Annotated in this window: 15 protein-coding genes; 8 read left to right on the forward strand and 7 right to left on the reverse strand. The window is 65.7% G+C overall.

Features of this window, described 5'->3' with window-relative positions; all coding sequences use genetic code 11:
* The first annotated feature begins 6 nt into the window (after window positions 1–6).
* Entirely contained in the window at window positions 7–1713 is a 1707-nt protein-coding gene (locus ACR65K_RS02630; RefSeq protein ID WP_440151232.1) for a dipeptide ABC transporter ATP-binding protein, read from the forward strand.
* A 66-nt stretch (window positions 1714–1779) separates the two neighbouring features.
* Here ACR65K_RS02630 and ACR65K_RS02635 read toward each other — a convergent pair whose 3' ends face one another.
* Window positions 1780–2613: an SGNH/GDSL hydrolase family protein gene (locus ACR65K_RS02635; RefSeq protein WP_440151233.1), complete on the reverse strand. Its 834-nt coding sequence runs from the start codon at window positions 2611–2613 to the stop codon at window positions 1780–1782.
* Window positions 2614–2882: 269 nt separating this feature from the next.
* On the opposite strand from ACR65K_RS02635, the gene typA reads away from it, so the two are divergent.
* Window positions 2883–4811, forward strand: coding sequence for a translational GTPase TypA (typA, locus tag ACR65K_RS02640; protein WP_056334597.1), 1929 nt, complete (start codon window positions 2883–2885; stop codon window positions 4809–4811).
* Window positions 4812–4871: 60 nt separating this feature from the next.
* Here typA and ACR65K_RS02645 read toward each other — a convergent pair whose 3' ends face one another.
* A complete protein-coding gene (locus tag ACR65K_RS02645; protein ID WP_440151234.1) occupies window positions 4872–5132 on the reverse strand; it encodes a putative acetyltransferase in 261 nt (86 codons plus the stop codon).
* Between the two features lie 137 nt (window positions 5133–5269).
* Here ACR65K_RS02645 and fdxA point away from each other — a divergent pair, with 137 nt between their 5' ends.
* The 3 genes from fdxA (at window position 5270) to ACR65K_RS02660 (ending at window position 8286) form a co-directional block, all read left to right on the forward strand.
* Window positions 5270–5596 carry a ferredoxin gene (gene fdxA, locus ACR65K_RS02650; protein WP_013601705.1) on the forward strand — a complete coding sequence of 109 codons (327 nt, stop codon included), beginning with the start codon at window positions 5270–5272 and terminating at the stop codon, window positions 5594–5596.
* Between the two features lie 14 nt (window positions 5597–5610).
* On the forward strand, window positions 5611–6762 hold the full coding sequence (dapC, locus tag ACR65K_RS02655; RefSeq protein ID WP_440151235.1) for a succinyldiaminopimelate transaminase: 1152 nt from the start codon (window positions 5611–5613) through the stop codon (window positions 6760–6762).
* Between the two features lie 237 nt (window positions 6763–6999).
* The gene (locus ACR65K_RS02660) at window positions 7000–8286 is read left to right on the forward strand and encodes a citrate synthase (RefSeq protein WP_056334606.1); all 1287 of its coding nucleotides are present in this window, start codon (window positions 7000–7002) and stop codon (window positions 8284–8286) included.
* Window positions 8287–8417: 131 nt separating this feature from the next.
* Here ACR65K_RS02660 and galE read toward each other — a convergent pair whose 3' ends face one another.
* A complete protein-coding gene (galE, locus tag ACR65K_RS02665) occupies window positions 8418–9431 on the reverse strand; it encodes a UDP-glucose 4-epimerase GalE (protein WP_440151236.1) in 1014 nt (337 codons plus the stop codon).
* 111 nt (window positions 9432–9542) lie between these two features.
* Here galE and ACR65K_RS02670 point away from each other — a divergent pair, with 111 nt between their 5' ends.
* Window positions 9543–10151: a TetR/AcrR family transcriptional regulator gene (locus ACR65K_RS02670; protein ID WP_440151237.1), complete on the forward strand. Its 609-nt coding sequence runs from the start codon at window positions 9543–9545 to the stop codon at window positions 10149–10151.
* A 122-nt stretch (window positions 10152–10273) separates the two neighbouring features.
* Complete coding sequence (locus ACR65K_RS02675) at window positions 10274–10885, forward strand: hypothetical protein (RefSeq protein WP_440151238.1); 612 nt, start codon at window positions 10274–10276, stop codon at window positions 10883–10885.
* A 43-nt stretch (window positions 10886–10928) separates the two neighbouring features.
* Here the strand turns inward: ACR65K_RS02675 and ACR65K_RS02680 are convergent, their stop codons facing one another.
* Window positions 10929–11786, reverse strand: a complete 858-nt coding sequence (locus tag ACR65K_RS02680) for a transglycosylase SLT domain-containing protein (RefSeq protein ID WP_440151239.1) — start codon at window positions 11784–11786, stop codon at window positions 10929–10931.
* Between the two features lie 7 nt (window positions 11787–11793).
* Window positions 11794–12816 carry a 2,3,4,5-tetrahydropyridine-2,6-dicarboxylate N-succinyltransferase gene (gene dapD / locus ACR65K_RS02685; protein WP_440151240.1) on the reverse strand — a complete coding sequence of 341 codons (1023 nt, stop codon included), beginning with the start codon at window positions 12814–12816 and terminating at the stop codon, window positions 11794–11796.
* 51 nt (window positions 12817–12867) lie between these two features.
* Here dapD and dapE point away from each other — a divergent pair, with 51 nt between their 5' ends.
* Window positions 12868–14004, forward strand: a complete 1137-nt coding sequence (dapE, locus tag ACR65K_RS02690; protein ID WP_440151241.1) for a succinyl-diaminopimelate desuccinylase — start codon at window positions 12868–12870, stop codon at window positions 14002–14004.
* Window positions 14005–14089: 85 nt separating this feature from the next.
* Here dapE and ACR65K_RS02695 read toward each other — a convergent pair whose 3' ends face one another.
* On the reverse strand, window positions 14090–14929 hold the full coding sequence (locus tag ACR65K_RS02695) for an amino acid ABC transporter permease (RefSeq protein ID WP_440151242.1): 840 nt from the start codon (window positions 14927–14929) through the stop codon (window positions 14090–14092).
* A complete protein-coding gene (locus ACR65K_RS02700; protein ID WP_018768597.1) occupies window positions 14926–15576 on the reverse strand; it encodes an amino acid ABC transporter permease in 651 nt (216 codons plus the stop codon). The genes ACR65K_RS02695 and ACR65K_RS02700 overlap by 4 nt, the downstream gene beginning before the upstream one ends.
* Window positions 15577–15581 lie beyond the last annotated feature (5 nt).

Genomic DNA, 15581 nt, shown 5'->3' on the forward strand with positions numbered 1-15581 from the left:
AAAGAGATGACAACTCCAGAAGTCCGCATCGATGAAGCCGGCACCACCGGCGTCAGGCCGCTGCTCGAAATCCGTGACCTGGCCATCACCTTCAAGACCGGCGGCGGTGAAGTCAAGGCTGTCCGGGACGCCCACCTGACCATCATGCCGGGTGAGACTGTCGCAATCGTGGGGGAGTCCGGCTCCGGAAAGTCCACCACGGCCCTGGCCGCCATCGGACTCCTGCCCAACAACGGCAGGGTCTCCGGCGGCCAGATCCTGCTTGACGGCGAGGACATCGCCCATGCCTCCGAGCAGCGCATGATCGAACTGCGCGGCAACACCATCGGCATGGTCCCGCAGGACCCCATGTCCAACCTGAACCCGGTATGGAAGATCGGCTACCAGGTCAGGGAAACACTGAAGGCGAATGGCCGTCCCAGCGGACCGGACGACATCGCCAAGGTGCTGTCCCAGGCAGGGCTGCCGGATGCCAAACGACGGGCCAACCAGTACCCGCACGAGTTCTCGGGCGGCATGCGCCAGCGCGCGCTGATTGCCATTGGCCTCTCCTGCCAGCCGCGCCTGCTGATCGCGGACGAGCCGACCTCGGCCCTCGACGTCACCGTGCAGCGCCAGATCCTGGACCACCTGGAGACCATGACCAACGAGCTTGGCACCTCGGTCCTGCTGATCACCCACGACCTGGGCCTGGCCGCCGAGCGTGCAGACAAAGTGGTGGTTATGTACCAGGGCCGCGTGGTTGAAGCTGGGCCCTCGCTGGAATTGCTCCGGAACCCGCAGCACCCTTACACCAAGCGGCTCGTTGAGTCCGCGCCCTCGCTGGCCAGCCGCCGAATCCAGGTGGCCAAGGAGCAGGGTGTGGAGACGACGGACCTCCTGGCACCCGCCGCAGAAACGCTGAAGTCCGATACGTTCCTGCAGATCCAGGACCTGCGGAAGGTGTACAAGCTGCGCCAGGGGCTTGGCAAGGCAACGGACTTCGCGGCGGTCGACGGCGTGAGCTTCGACGTGCGGCGTGGAACCACGACGGCGATCGTGGGGGAGTCGGGGTCCGGCAAGTCCACAGTGGCCAAGATGGTGCTCCAGCTGGAAAAGCCGACGGACGGCAGGATCCTGTTTGACGGGGTGGATACCTCCGCCCTGAAGCCGGCCGAACTGTTCAAGTTCCGCAGGCGGGTCCAGCCGATCTTCCAGGACCCGTACGGTTCCCTCGATCCGATGTACAACATCTACCGCACCATCGAGGAACCGCTAAGGGTCCACAAGATCGGGGACCAGGCCAGCCGGGAGAAGAAAGTCCGGACGCTGCTGGACCAGGTGGCGCTGCCCCAGTCCGCCATGCAGCGGTATCCGAACGAGCTTTCAGGCGGGCAGCGGCAGCGTGTTGCCATTGCCCGGGCGCTGGCGCTGGACCCCGAAGTCATCATCTGTGATGAGGCGGTCTCTGCACTGGACGTACTGGTGCAGGCGCAGGTGCTCAACCTGCTCGCCGACCTGCAGGCCAACCTTGGGCTGACGTACCTGTTCATTACGCACGACCTTGCGGTGGTGCGGCAGATCGCGGACCACGTGTGCGTGATGGAAAAGGGCCGCCTGGTGGAGACCGGGTCCACGGATGAAGTCTTCGAATCGCCGAAGCAGGACTACACGAAGGCGCTGCTGAACGCCATCCCCGGCGCGAAGCTGATGCTTCCGCCTGAGGTGGCATAGCGGGACGCCTGATCTGAACAGCTGGAGCCGGGACCTTTGGGTCCCGGCTCCGGCTGTTTAACTGCACTACTGCTCCACCGCTGTCTTTCGGTCCAGCCCCAGTTGACGCAGTCTGTGGTCAAGGATCCCGCCGAGCGCTGCGCGGCCTTCGGTGTTCATGTGGACGGCGTCTGCAAGGTCCTTGGCCAGTCCGTACCTGGTGAGCCAGTCGCCCACGGAAACAAAGGGAAGTCCGTTGCCGGCTGCCACGGCACCCAGCAGGGCGTCCACCTCGCTCCGGCGGCCGCCGCCGTCGTTTGCTCCCCGTGCCAGGGTGCCGATGATGGCAATCCTTGTGCCGGGATAGCGGGTCCGCAGCTCGGCAATCAGCCGCTGGGCGTTTCCGGTGATCTGCGCGTCGCTTGCGCCCTTGGCGGCGTCGTTCCCGCCGCCCTCGATAACGATCAGGGCCGGAGTGCCGGAGGGAAGCAGCCAGTCCCCGCGCTGCAGGGCATCGATGTAGTTGCCTGTGGCGCCGTTCGCCGCAACATAACCGGTACCGCCGCGGCCGCAGAAGTACACGTTGTAACCGGCGGCGGCGAGGCCCAGGCGCGGCCAGCCGTCCGCCGGCTCCGACTGTGAGTCACCGATCAGCAGGACAGTCCTGCTGATGTCCGGAACCACGGCTTCCAGCCTTCCGTTGCCGGGATTCAGGATCCGCGACGTGGCCGTCACCGCGGGATTCCCTCCTGCGCTGACGGCTTGCCCGGTTGCCGCCCGCGCCAGTCCGCCCGCGGCAGAGTCGCCGGAAAGTCCACAGGCGGCGAGTCCCAGGACCGCCGATACCGCCAGGAGGCCGGACACAGCGGCAGTGGTGGCCCGGGCGGCACCGCGGGGTGTGCTGGCCTTAGCAGGGGGCATCGTTGTCTCCGGCGCGCTCAAGAGTGGGCTGTGTCACAGCAATCATGCCACGCAGGCGGAAGTGGTAGTGAACTTAGTCACACTGCGCAGGGGGGATGCCTGAGGGCAGCGTCCCCGGCGGCGGCAAACCCTGCCGGAATTTAGGCCAACAAATGGCTCAGCGGCTAGAATGGAGGAAGGCGCCCTGTGCCAAGGGCCTTGTCCGTCGTGCGTTCCAGTTGGAAATGTCGCGATACAACAGCTGACTCCACTGAATCGAGCCATTACGCATGTCTGAAACCACCACCAACACCGCGGTAGCCACTGCATCGCGCAGTGACCTGCGCAACGTCGCGATCGTGGCCCACGTTGACCACGGCAAGACCACCCTGGTCGACGCCATGCTCAAGCAGACCAACTCCTTTGCCGAGCACAACCACCTCGAAGACCGCGTGATGGACTCCGGTGACCTGGAGCGCGAAAAGGGCATCACCATCCTGGCCAAGAACACCACGGTGGCCTACAACGGTCCGTCCTCCAACGGCGAGACCATCACCATCAACGTCATCGACACCCCCGGCCACGCCGACTTCGGTGGCGAAGTGGAGCGCGGCCTGTCCATGGTGGACGGCGTTGTCCTCCTCGTCGACTCCTCCGAGGGCCCGCTGCCCCAGACCCGCTTCGTGCTCCGCAAGGCCCTTGCCGCGCACCTCCCGGTGATCCTGCTGGTCAACAAGACCGACCGTCCGGACGCCCGGATCGACGAAGTGGTTCACGAGTCCATGGACCTGCTCCTGGGCCTGGCGTCCGACCTCGCCGACGAAGTGCCGGACCTGGACCTGGACAAGGTCCTTGAGGTTCCCGTTGTCTACGCCGCCGCCAAGGTTGGCCGCGCCTCCCTGGAGCAGCCGGCCAACGGCTCCGCCCCGGACAACGAGGACCTTGAGCCGCTGTTCAAGACCATCATCGAGCACATCCCGGCCCCCACGTACAACCCCGAGGGTGTCCTGCAGGCGCACGTCACCAACCTGGACGCCTCCCCGTTCCTGGGACGCCTCGCCCTGCTCCGCATCTACAACGGCACGCTCCGCAAGGGCCAGCAGGTTGCCTGGGCCCGCCACAACGGTGAGCTCAAGACCGTCAAGATCACCGAACTCCTCGCCACCAAGGCACTGGAGCGCGTTCCGGCCGAGTCCGCCGGCCCCGGCGAGATCGTGGCTGTCGCCGGTATCGAGGACATCACCATCGGTGAAACCCTCACCGACGTCGAGAACCCGCAGCCGCTGCCGCTGATCACCGTGGACGATCCCGCGATCTCCATGACCATCGGTATCAACACCTCCCCGCTGGCCGGCAAGGTCAAGGGTGCAAAGGTCACCGCCCGCCAGGTGAAGGACCGCCTGGACAAGGAACTGATCGGTAACGTCTCCATCAAGGTGCTCCCCACAGAGCGTCCGGATGCCTGGGAAGTCCAGGGCCGTGGCGAGCTGGCGCTGGCCATCCTGGTTGAGCAGATGCGCCGCGAGGGCTTTGAGCTGACCGTCGGCAAGCCGCAGGTTGTCACCAAGACCGTCGACGGCAAGATCCACGAACCGATGGAGCACATGACCATCGACGTGCCCGAGGAATACCTGGGCGCCGTCACGCAGCTCATGGCTGCCCGCAAGGGCCGCATGACCAACATGGCCAACCACGGCACCGGCTGGTGCCGCATGGAATTCATCGTTCCCGCCCGCGGCCTGATCGGCTTCCGCACCCGCTTCCTCACCGACACCCGCGGCGCCGGCATCGCAGCCTCCATCTCCGAAGGCTACGAGCCCTGGGCCGGCCCCATTGAGTACCGCACCAACGGCTCCATGGTGGCCGACCGCGCCGGTGTTGTCACCCCGTTCGCCATGATCAACCTGCAGGAACGCGGCTCCTTCTTCGTGAAGCCCACCTCCGAGGTGTACGAGGGCATGATCGTGGGCGAGAACTCCCGCGCCGACGACATGGACGTCAACATCACCAAGGAAAAGAAGCTCACCAACATGCGTGCCGCTTCCTCCGACACCTTCGAGAACCTGACCCCGCCCCGCGATCTCACCCTCGAAGAATCGCTGGAATTCGCCCGCGAGGACGAGTGCGTCGAGGTGACCCCGGAAGCCATCCGCATCCGCAAGGTCATTCTGGACACCAACGAGCGCGCCAAGGCCAACCGCGCCCGCGCCAAGGCATAACACCGCCCTGACCTAACAGAATGCCACCGGCCCCAGGCCGGTGGCATTCTGCGTTAAGTCTTATTCCTGCCGTGAGGGCGGCGCTTGTCGGGCTGGACGGCGCGGGGGAGCGGGCGGGACCTCCCTGGCGGCCACCACCTGCGCAAAGGGAATGACGACGTCGGCCTGCCGCGTCCGGACCGTGCAGGAACCGGCGTCGCAGGCCAGCAGATGGCCCAGTGCGTCCGTGAGGCCACCTTCGATCCGGTAACGCACCACCACTCGGATCCCGGGCGCAGCCGAGGCAAGAAAGCGGGCGGGTGAAGGTAATGGCTGACTCACCAGTTCATACTAGGGGCGCCGGCTAGGTTCGCGGGAACGGGCTGGGAGATAATAGGCTCAGATGTCAATAGTCCGGCCATGCTGCCGGATGCAAGAGCCGGCGGGAAGCCGGAACCCAACGTGGAGAGGCCAGGGACGTGACGTACGTAATCGCGCAGCCGTGTGTGGATGTCAAGGACAAGGCATGTATTGAGGAATGCCCGGTCGACTGCATCTATGAGGGCGAGCGTTCGCTGTACATCCATCCGGACGAATGCGTGGACTGCGGCGCCTGCGAACCGGTGTGCCCGGTGGAAGCCATTTACTACGAGGATGACACCCCGGAGGAATGGGCCGACTACTACAAGGCCAACGTGGAGTTCTTCGACGACCTCGGTTCCCCCGGCGGCGCGGCCAAGATCGGCAACACCGGCAAGGACCACCCCATGATCGCCGCCCTGCCGCCGCAGAACCAAGACCACTGACGCGGACGCACGCCGTGACCGCAGCAGTGAATTCGTTTGGCCTGGACCTGCCCGACTACCCGTGGGAGGCCATGGCCCCGTACCTGGCCAAGGCTTCGGAGCATCCCGGCGGAGCCGTGAACCTGTCGATCGGCACACCTGTGGATCCCACGCCGCAGCTGGTGCAGGACGCACTGAAGGCTGCCGCGAACGCCCCTGGCTATCCCACAGTTCACGGCACCCCGGCCCTCCGGGAGGCTATCGCGGGCTGGTTCGAACGGCGCCGCGGCGTCGCCGGGCTGGACCCCGTCAACATCATGCCAACGGTTGGCTCGAAGGAACTCGTCGCGTGGCTCCCGCTGCTGCTGGGCCTCAAGCCCGGTGACGTCGTCGTACGCCCCAAGGTGGCCTACCCCACGTACGATATCGGCGCCACCCTTGCCGGCGTCACCTCGGTGGCGACGGACAACCTGGGCGAACTCGATGACGCCACCCGCTCCCGTGTCCGTCTCATTTGGGTCAACTCGCCTGGCAATCCCACCGGCAGCGTCCGGAACGTCGAATCCCTGAAAGCGCTGGTGGAGCAGGCCCGTCAGCTGGGCGCCGTGGTGGCCTCGGACGAATGCTACGCAGAACTCGGATGGGGGGACTGGGATGTCCAGCGCGGCGGCCGGCGCGTCCCCAGCATCCTGGACCCGCAGGTGGCGGGCGGCTCGCACCAGGGCCTGCTGGCCGTGTACTCACTGAGCAAGCAGTCCAACCTGGCCGGCTACCGGGCAGCCTTCGTTGCCGGTGATCCGGACCTGATGCCCAACCTGGTCAACAGCCGCAAGCACGCAGGGATGATCGTCCCCTATCCGGTCCAGGAGGCTATGCGCGTGGCCCTGGGCGACGACTCGCACGTCGAGGCCCAGAAGGACCTGTATCGGGGCCGCCGGGACCGGCTGGTGCCGGCCCTGCTCGACTTCGGCCTGCAGATCAAGGATTCCGACGCCGGCCTGTACCTTTGGTCGACGGCGGGGGAGGGCACGTGGGACACGGTGGCCCGCCTGGCTGACCTCGGCATTGTGGTTGGACCGGGCGTCTTCTACGGAGACGCAGGCAACGGGTATGTCCGGGTTGCCCTCACCGGATCCGACGAACGGATTGACGCTGCCGTGGCACGCATGGCCGCATCAGCTTCCTAGGGGTACGTAATAATCATGTGACTCGCCCCACATCCAGTGCCTTTTGGGCTGGGTTTGAAGGCTGCGGATTAGTGACACCCGCCAAGGAGCGGTACTTTTTAAGTGACTATCAATGGTGGCTTTCTACAAGAAGGCAGCCCGGGTGTTGGAACCTGTCCTCTCAGGCTTCGTGCGCGGCTCACCTGATGTTGGATCAAGCTTTCGACAGAGGCCCAGAAGCCTCATGAAGGGGACTCCATGACTGAGACCAACAATGCTGCGACCCTGCTCCACGCAGGTGGCGAGCTGAAGCTCCCGCGCATCCAGGTTGTTGAAGGGAACGAAGGTTACGACGTCTCCAAGCTGCTGAAGCAGACCGGTGCCGTGACCTTTGACCCCGGCTTCATGAACACCGCAGCAACCACCTCGGCAATCACCTACATCGATGGCGATGCGGGCATCCTGCGCTACCGCGGATACCCCATCGAGCAGCTGGCGCAGCACTCCAGCTTCCTTGAGGTGTCCTACCTGCTGATCTACGGCAACCTGCCCACGCCCACCGAGCTGGACGAGTTTGACCAGAAGATCCGGCGCCACACCCTGCTGCACGAGGAGCTCAAGGGCTTCTTCGGCGGCTTCCCCCGGGATGCGCACCCCATGCCGGTGCTGTCCTCGGCTGTGTCCGCGCTGTCCACGTTCTACCAGGACTCGCTGGACCCGTTCAACGCCGAACAGGTGGAGGTCTCCACCATCCGCCTCATGGCCAAGCTGCCGGTCATCGCCGCCTACGCGCACAAGAAGTCCATCGGCCAGCCCATGCTGTACCCGGACAACTCCATGAACCTGGTGGAGAACTTCCTGCGCCTCAGCTTCGGCCTGCCCGCCGAGCAGTACGAGCTGGACCCGGTCATCGTCAAGGCCCTGGACCTGCTCCTCATCCTGCACGCCGACCACGAGCAGAACTGCTCCACCTCCACGGTGCGCCTGGTCGGTTCCTCCAACGCCAACCTCTTCGCCTCGGTATCCGCGGGCATCAACGCGCTCTTCGGCCCGGCCCACGGCGGTGCCAACGAGGCCGTGCTGAAGATGCTCCGCCAGATCCAGGCCGAGGGCCTCAAGCCCGAGGACTACATGGAGAAGGTCAAGAACAAGGAAGACGGCGTCCGGCTCATGGGCTTCGGGCACCGCGTGTACAAGAACTACGATCCGCGCGCCAAGATCGTCAAGGCCACGGCACACGAGATCCTTAGCAAGCTCGGCGGCAACGACGAACTGCTGGACATCGCCATGCGGCTGGAAGAGAAGGCACTCAGCGATGACTACTTCATCCAGCGCAAGCTCTACCCCAACGTGGACTTCTACACCGGCCTGATCTACAAGGCGATGGGTTTCCCCGAGAAGATGTTCACCGTCCTGTTCGCCATCGGCCGGCTCCCGGGCTGGATTGCCCAGTGGCGCGAAATGATCAGCGACCCCAACACCAAGATCGGCCGTCCGCGCCAGCTCTACATCGGCGAGCCGGAGCGGGACTACCCGGCCCGCTAATCCTGCAAAGGCCTGAATTACGACGGCGGCCGCCCACCTTTCCAGGTGGGCGGCCGCTTTTGTTTCAATCGAATGCTCCGTACTGGTCGTTCTGACGGGCTAGAACGACAAGTACGGGGCAATCGACGGGGTCAGGAGGCGTAGCCCTGGGGGTTGTTCTTCTGCCAGCGCCAGTGGTCCTCGCACATCTGGTCCACGGTCTTGGTGGTGGACCAGCTCAGGTCTGCCAGGGCGGAGGTGGCGTCGGCCCAGAAGGCGGGAAGATCCCCCGCGCGTCGGCCGGTGATCTCGTAGGGGATGGGCTTGCCTACTGCCTTTTCAAAGGAGCGCAGGACCTCCAGGACGGAGGAGCCCTTGCCGGAGCCCAGGTTCCAGCGGAAGACGCCTGCGCGCCCGGCGATGTGGTCCAGCGCCGCAACGTGCCCTTCGGCCAGGTCCACCACATGGATGTAGTCGCGCAGGCAGGTGCCGTCAGGGGTGTCGTAGTCGCCGCCGAAGACCATGAGCTTCTCGCGGCGGCCCACTGCCACCTGTGCGATGAACGGAACCAGGTTGTTGGGGATGCCTTGGGGGTCTTCGCCGATCCGGCCGGAGGGGTGGGCGCCTACTGGGTTGAAGTAGCGCAGCAGTGCTATGTGCCAGCGGGGGTCGGCGGCGCCGAGGTCGGAGAGGATGTCTTCGATCTGTTCCTTGGTGCGGCCGTAGGGGTTGTTGGCGCCGATCTCCATTTTTTCCACGTAGGGGACGGGGTTGTGTTCGCCATAGACGGTGGCTGAGGAACTGAACACGATGGAGCGGACGTCGTGCCGGTCCATGACCCGGATCAGGTTCAGGGTGCCCACCAGGTTGTTGTAGTAGTACTTCAACGGCTCCTGAACCGATTCCCCTACGGCCTTGAGCCCGGCGAAGTGGATGACGGCCTCGATGCCGCTGCCGGCAAAGACCTTTTCGACGGCGGCCTCGTCCACCAGGTCAACGTGGTGGAACTCTGCGGCCTTGCCGCTGAGTTCGGCCACGCGCCGCAGCGATTCCTCGCTGGAGTTGACCAGGTTGTCCATGACGACCACGTCGTGGCCGGCTTCCTGCAGGGAAAGAACAGTGTGGGAACCGATGTAGCCGGTGCCCCCTGTAACCAAGATTTTCATGCCCCAACGCTATCCCACGGGGAGCGGTACCCGCCCCAGGGTTCCGGATGGCGGGCACGCAGCAAGGGCGGCGGAAGAAGCAGTGGAAGCACAAGTGTGCTAATAAGAATGGTGCCCAAAATAGTAGACGCTGATGCCCGGCGCCAGGATGTAGTCCAAGCTGTTCTCCGTATCATCGCCGTGGACGGGCTGGAGCGGGCCTCGCTGCGGGAGGTGGCGGACGAGGCCGGGCTTGCGGTTGGTTCCGTCCGGCACTACTTCGAAGGCAGCGAGGAACTCCTGGCGTTCTCGTTCGGCACTGTGGTGGACCGGGTGGTTGGCCGGCTCCAGGCCCTGCTGCCGGCGGTGCGGGACGCTGCACAGGCCAGCCCGGAACAGCGGCAGGCCGTCTTGACCCTGCTGGGCGGCATGCTTCCCCTGGATGAGGAAACAGCTGTGGAGGCCTGCGCCTGGCTGGCCTTCAAGAACGCGGGGCGGATCAGGCCGTTCCTCGCTGCGGAAGCCGACCGCAGCCATCGGGACGTCGCGGTCATCGTTGGCGGGGTGGTGGCTTCCCTGCTCCCGGAGGATGAATCGCAGGAGAACCTGGTGGTGGAGGCGGAACGGCTGCTGGCGACGCTGGATGGGCTGTGCATGCATGCCCTGCTGCAGCCCGGCTGGATGACCGCGCAGATGTGCCGCGACGTGCTTGAGCGGCACCTGGACGGGCTCGCACGGTAAGCCTCCCGCCATCCGCAGCCTGTCCTGCACTACCGTGAAGTGGCTGCGGGAATAGACTGATAACCGGGTACAGCGCACCGGCTCACGCCGTCCGGCACGGGCAGGCCAGGGAAGGACTTGGGATGCATCACGCAAGCGGTTCAGGGTGGCAGATCACCACCGACACGTCCGGGCCGATGATGATCGCGCTTTACGTCCGGGACGCGGCCGGCCTGAACGGAGTGGGGCATCCCATGCTGTCCCATACGACGCCCAAAGTGCGCCCCGCCGACCACACCCACCTGACGGCGGACGTGGGCGGGCTCGGCGCGCTTAAGACCGAGTGGGAAGCCTGGTGGGAGCAGCTGCTGAAGGCCCACCCGCACACCGCTCCGGAGCTCTCCCCGCCCAGCTTCGAAGCGTTCGGCAACTCTCCGGCACTCCAGCGGGTCCTGCAGGCGCATTTTGGCTCCGCCCTCACCTGGGCCAGGGAACGCAGGAGCGAATACGCCGAGCTGGAGGCCGAGCGCGTGGCCTCGGGAACGGACCAGTTGCTTGAGGACATGGTGGACGACAGGCTGATGGAAGTGGGGCGGGACTCGCGGGACTTCAGGCTCACCATCATCGAACTTCCCTTGGACGAGCAGCGGGCCTGGTACCTGGAGCCGGACAAGATCATCATGAGCCGGCATCTGATGGGGCAGCCCGATCTTTTCCGCAGCTACGTCCAGCCCGTGCTGGAAATCCTGGTCTAGCCCTCCGCAGCCAGCCCTTAGCAAGGCAGGACGACGGCGGCGCTCAGCTGCCGCCGTCGTCCGCCCGTACGGTGATCCGCACCTGCCCGTCAGGGACCCCTGACACCTGCCAACCGTCCCCGTTGGGACGGTTCCAGGTGCGGCCGGCGACGTCCACCTGGGTAATGGCCAGGTCCTTGGCGCTGGCGACCGCCCATTGCGCAACGGACCAGGCCAAGGGCCCGGTGGCGTCCACCACCAGGGTGGCCCCGTCCACCTGTGAATCCACACCACCGTAGGCCTGCTCCAGTTCAGCGGCTACCGATGCGGAATCCCCGCCGGCCACCGAGGAGCGCAGGGTGCACTGGACTCCCGCCGGCGTCTGCCCGGTAAGCGCGGAGGCAAAGGCCCGTCCCATGTCCTCGTGCTGGGCATAGGCCTTGGGGTAGGCAGACTTCTGGACCAGCTGTGCTGCCTCCGTAATGTCCAGCGACTCGTATTCCGGGATTTTCACCAATGCGTCGTAGAAGGCGTTGACAGCGTAGTAGGGATCCATGATTTGGGCCTCGGTGCCCCAGCCCTGGGAGGGGCGCTGCTGGAAGAGCCCGCGCGAGTCGGGGCCGGCCTGGTCGCCGTGCCCGATGTTGCGCAGTTTCGATTCCTGCATGGCAGTGGCCAGGGCGATGGTGGCGGCCCGCGGCGGCAGTCCCCGCCGGACAGCCACCGCGGTGATCAGCGCTGCGTTGGCTGCCTGGTCCGGCGCCAGCTCACCGCTCCGGTTGCCGGCCGTGGCGGTGCAGCGTTCCGAAACGAGGGTTTCGGAACGCTGCACAAAGAACACGGCGGTGTAGATGCCGCCCGCTGCCAGCGCGAGGGTGAGCAGCAGCACCGCCAGGCGGCGCAGGCCGCGTCTGCGTGCCACGAAGGAATCAGTTGGCGTGAAGGGCGTCGTTCAGTTCAACGGTCTGGCCCTTCCGGGGAAGGGCCTCCACCGCGCCGGTGGTGGAGTTGCGCCGGAACAGCAGGTTGGGCACGCCGGAGAGCTCGGCGGCCTTGACGATCCTGGTGGTGTCCTCACCAACCTCATCCTTGGGGCCCGGAACGCGGACGCGCGTGCCCGCCGTGACGTACAGCCCGGCTTCCACCACCGAATCGTCACCGATGCTGATGCCCACGCCGGAGTTGGCGCCGAGGAGGACGCGCTCACCGATGGTGATCTTCTCCTTGCCGCCGCCCGACAGGGTACCCATGATCGAGGCGCCGCCGCCCACGTCGCTGCCGTCGCCGGTGACAACGCCGGCGGAAATGCGGCCCTCAACCATGGAGGTGCCCAGGGTGCCCGCGTTGAAGTTCACGAAGCCTTCGTGCATGACGGTGGTGCCCGGCGCGAGGTGGGCACCCAGGCGGACGCGGTCGGCGTCGGCAATCCTCACGCCGGTGGGAACGACATAGTCCACCATGCGCGGGAACTTGTCGATGCCGTAGACCGTGACGGCACCACGGCGGCGCAGGCGTGCGCGCGTCAGTTCGAAGCCCTCGACGGCGGCGGGGCCGAAGTTGGTCCAGACCACGTTGGGGAGCTTGCCGAAGATCCCGTCCAGGTTGATGGTGTTGGGCTGGACCAGGCGGTGCGAGAGCAGGTGCAGACGGAGGTAGGCGTCCGCGGTGTCGGCCGGCGCTTCGTCGAGGTCGATCTGGACAAAGACCACCTTCTGCTCAGTGCCGCGGTCCTCATCGGCGCCGTCCTCGGCGATCCGGGTCAGGACCTCGTCAGCGTTGTCCACCGAGCGGAGGTTCTCCGCTGCGACACCCAGGGCCGGCGCCGGGAACCAGACGTCCAGGACGGTGGCGTCAGCGGTGGCTATGGTGGCAATGCCAAAGCCATAGGCGGAACGGTCTTCAGCGGTGGAGGTCAGGGTTTCGGGCACAGCAGAGGAAGCGGTCTCAGTCATGTGCCCCAGTCTATCGACGGCGGGGCATGGGGTTCGAACTAGACTGGCTTCGTGACTGCCGAAACCGCCCCTGACTCTTCCGTGTCCACCCTCGACCTGCGCCAGGACGTGGCGCTGCTGACCGCGGCGCTGATGGACATTAACAGCGTGTCCGGCAATGAGAAGCAGCTCGCCGACGCCGTGGAAGCCGCTTTGCTGGAGATCCCGCAGCTGAGCGTGGTGCGTGACGGCGACGCCATCATCGCCCGGACCGAACTTGGCCTAAGTGAGCGTGTGATCCTCGCTGGCCATCTGGACACGGTGCCCCTTCCGCTCACCGAAGGTTCCCGGGGCACCGTTCCCTCGAGCTGGGAATCCGGTGTTCCGGGGGAGGGTGTCCTGTATGGCCGCGGCGCCACGGACATGAAGGGCGGGGTGGCCGTCCAGCTGGCGCTGGCGGCAGGATTGTTCGACGGCGGCGCGCAGCCCAAGCGGGACGTCACCTTTGTCTTCTACGACCACGAGGAAGTGGAAGCCGTGAAGAGCGGCCTGGGACGACTGGTCCGCAACCATGGAGGCCTGCTGCAGGGAGACTTCGCCATCCTGCTCGAACCGACGGACGGCACGGTGGAGGGCGGCTGCAACGGCACCAGCCGGTTCGAGGCAAGCACGGTGGGGGAGGCCGCGCACTCGGCCCGAGCCTGGATGGGCAGCAATGCCATCCACGCCGCGGCACCCATCCTGGCCCGCCTGGCGGCTTACGAACCCCGGACCATTAATGTTGATGGACTCGACTACCGGGAAAGCCTCAACGCGGTGAAGATCAACGGCGGCACGGCCGGCAATGTCATCCCTGACCGCTGCGTGGTGGAAATCAATTACCGGTTCGCCCCGGACAAGACGCCGGACCAGGCCGAGGCCCACGTCCGGGAGCTGCTGGCGGGCTTCGACGTGGTCCGCACCGATGCCGCCGCCGGTGCACGGCCGGGACTGCAGCACCCTGCTGCCGCCTCCTTCGTTGCCGCCGTGGGAGCCGAGCCGAAGCCCAAGTACGGCTGGACCGACGTCGCCCGATTCAGTGAGCTGGGCATCCCGGCGGTGAACTTCGGCCCGGGGGACGCGCTGCTGGCGCACAAGGACAACGAGCACGTGCACGCCGACGCCATCCGCAAGTGCCTTGCCGCGCTGGAGAGCTGGCTCGCTGCCTGAACTTAAGGGCGCCCCATTTCTTAAAGCAGGATGGCCCGGACCAGAAGGTCCGGGCCATCCGCTTCATGAAACAGCCTGCAGGGGGTTAGGGAACCGGGGCGCTGGCCTTTTCAGGTTCGGCCTTCGCCACACCGCCGGCAGCCTTCTTGGAACCGCGGCGCTCGATCCACACCGCAAGCCGTGACACCGAGATGTTGATGGCGATGTAGATGGCCGCCGCCACGAAGAAGATCGGGAACAGGTACTGCGTGCCCAGGAAGTCCGCCATGACCTGGACCGCGCGCAGCAGCTCGCCGTAAGCCACAATGTAGCCAAGCGAGGTGTCCTTGAGCAGCACCACCATCTGCGCCACGAGCGAGGGCATCATGCGCCGGATCGCCTGCGGCAGCTCGATCAGCATGCGTGACTTGTAGCTGGTCAGGCCGATGGCCAGGCCCGCTTCCCGCTGGCCCTTGGGCAGCGACTGGATACCGGCACGGATGATTTCTGCGAACACCGCGGCGTTATACAGCACCAGGCCGGCCACGACCGCGACGAACGCGGAGGTGCCGAAGCCCAGCAGGATGAAGAGCATCATCAGGACCACCGGCATGCCGCGCAGGAACTCCAGGATGACCCGTATGGGCACCCGGATGAAGGCGGCGTCCGAAATGCGCAGCAGGCAGAGCATCAGGCCCAGGGGGAACGCGATGACTGCCGCGAGTGCCGCCGCCGAAAGCGTGGACCCCAGGCCGTTGCCAAGCAAACGCCAAACGTCGGCGCGGGTGAAGATCTGCCAGCGGCGGGCCTCGAAGATGCCCTGTTGGGCAAGGATCAAAACCACCCAGGCCAGCAGGCCGATAATCAGCAGGCCGCCGATGATGGAGGCAATGAGGGAGACCCGGCGTGCTTTGGGGCCGGGGACGTCGTAGAGAACGGAGCTCATCGGGCAATCGCCACCTTTCGTTCCACCGTGTTGGCCAGGATTCCCAGCGGAACGGTGAGGAGCAGATAGAAGAACGCCGTGCCCAGCAGGACGGTGATGACGGCGTCGCCATTGGCGTTGGCCAACTGCCGGCCGTAGCCGAACAGCTCCAGGACGAAGAAGGCGCCGGCCACCGAAGAGTTCTTGACGAGCGCGATCAGGATGTTGATCAGCGGCGGGATCACCGTCCGCAGCGCCTGGGGGAGGATGATGAGCGAGAGCACCTGGCCGAACTTCATGCCGATGCTGCGTGCTGCCTCCGCCTGGCCGACGGGCACACTGTTGACACCTGAGCGGACAGCTTCGGCGATGAACGCGGCGGTGTAGGTGCTGAGGGCGATGATGGCGGCGATCTCGAACTGCTCGAACTTGACCCCGATGCGGGGGAGCACGACTGCTGCGAAGAAGAAGGCGATGGTCAGCGGGGTGTTGCGGAGGACTTCCACGTACACGGTGCTGAAACCGCGGAGCGCCGCGACCGGGGAGACGCGTGCCGCGGCAAGCAAGGTGCCAAGGATCAACGCGAAGATACCGGAGACGACGGACAGGAAAAGAGTGCGGAGAAAACCCTCCCAGTACAGGGGCAGGTTTTCAAAGATGACGTCCATAAGAT

This window comes from Arthrobacter sp. SAFR-179 (assembly GCF_059414945.1).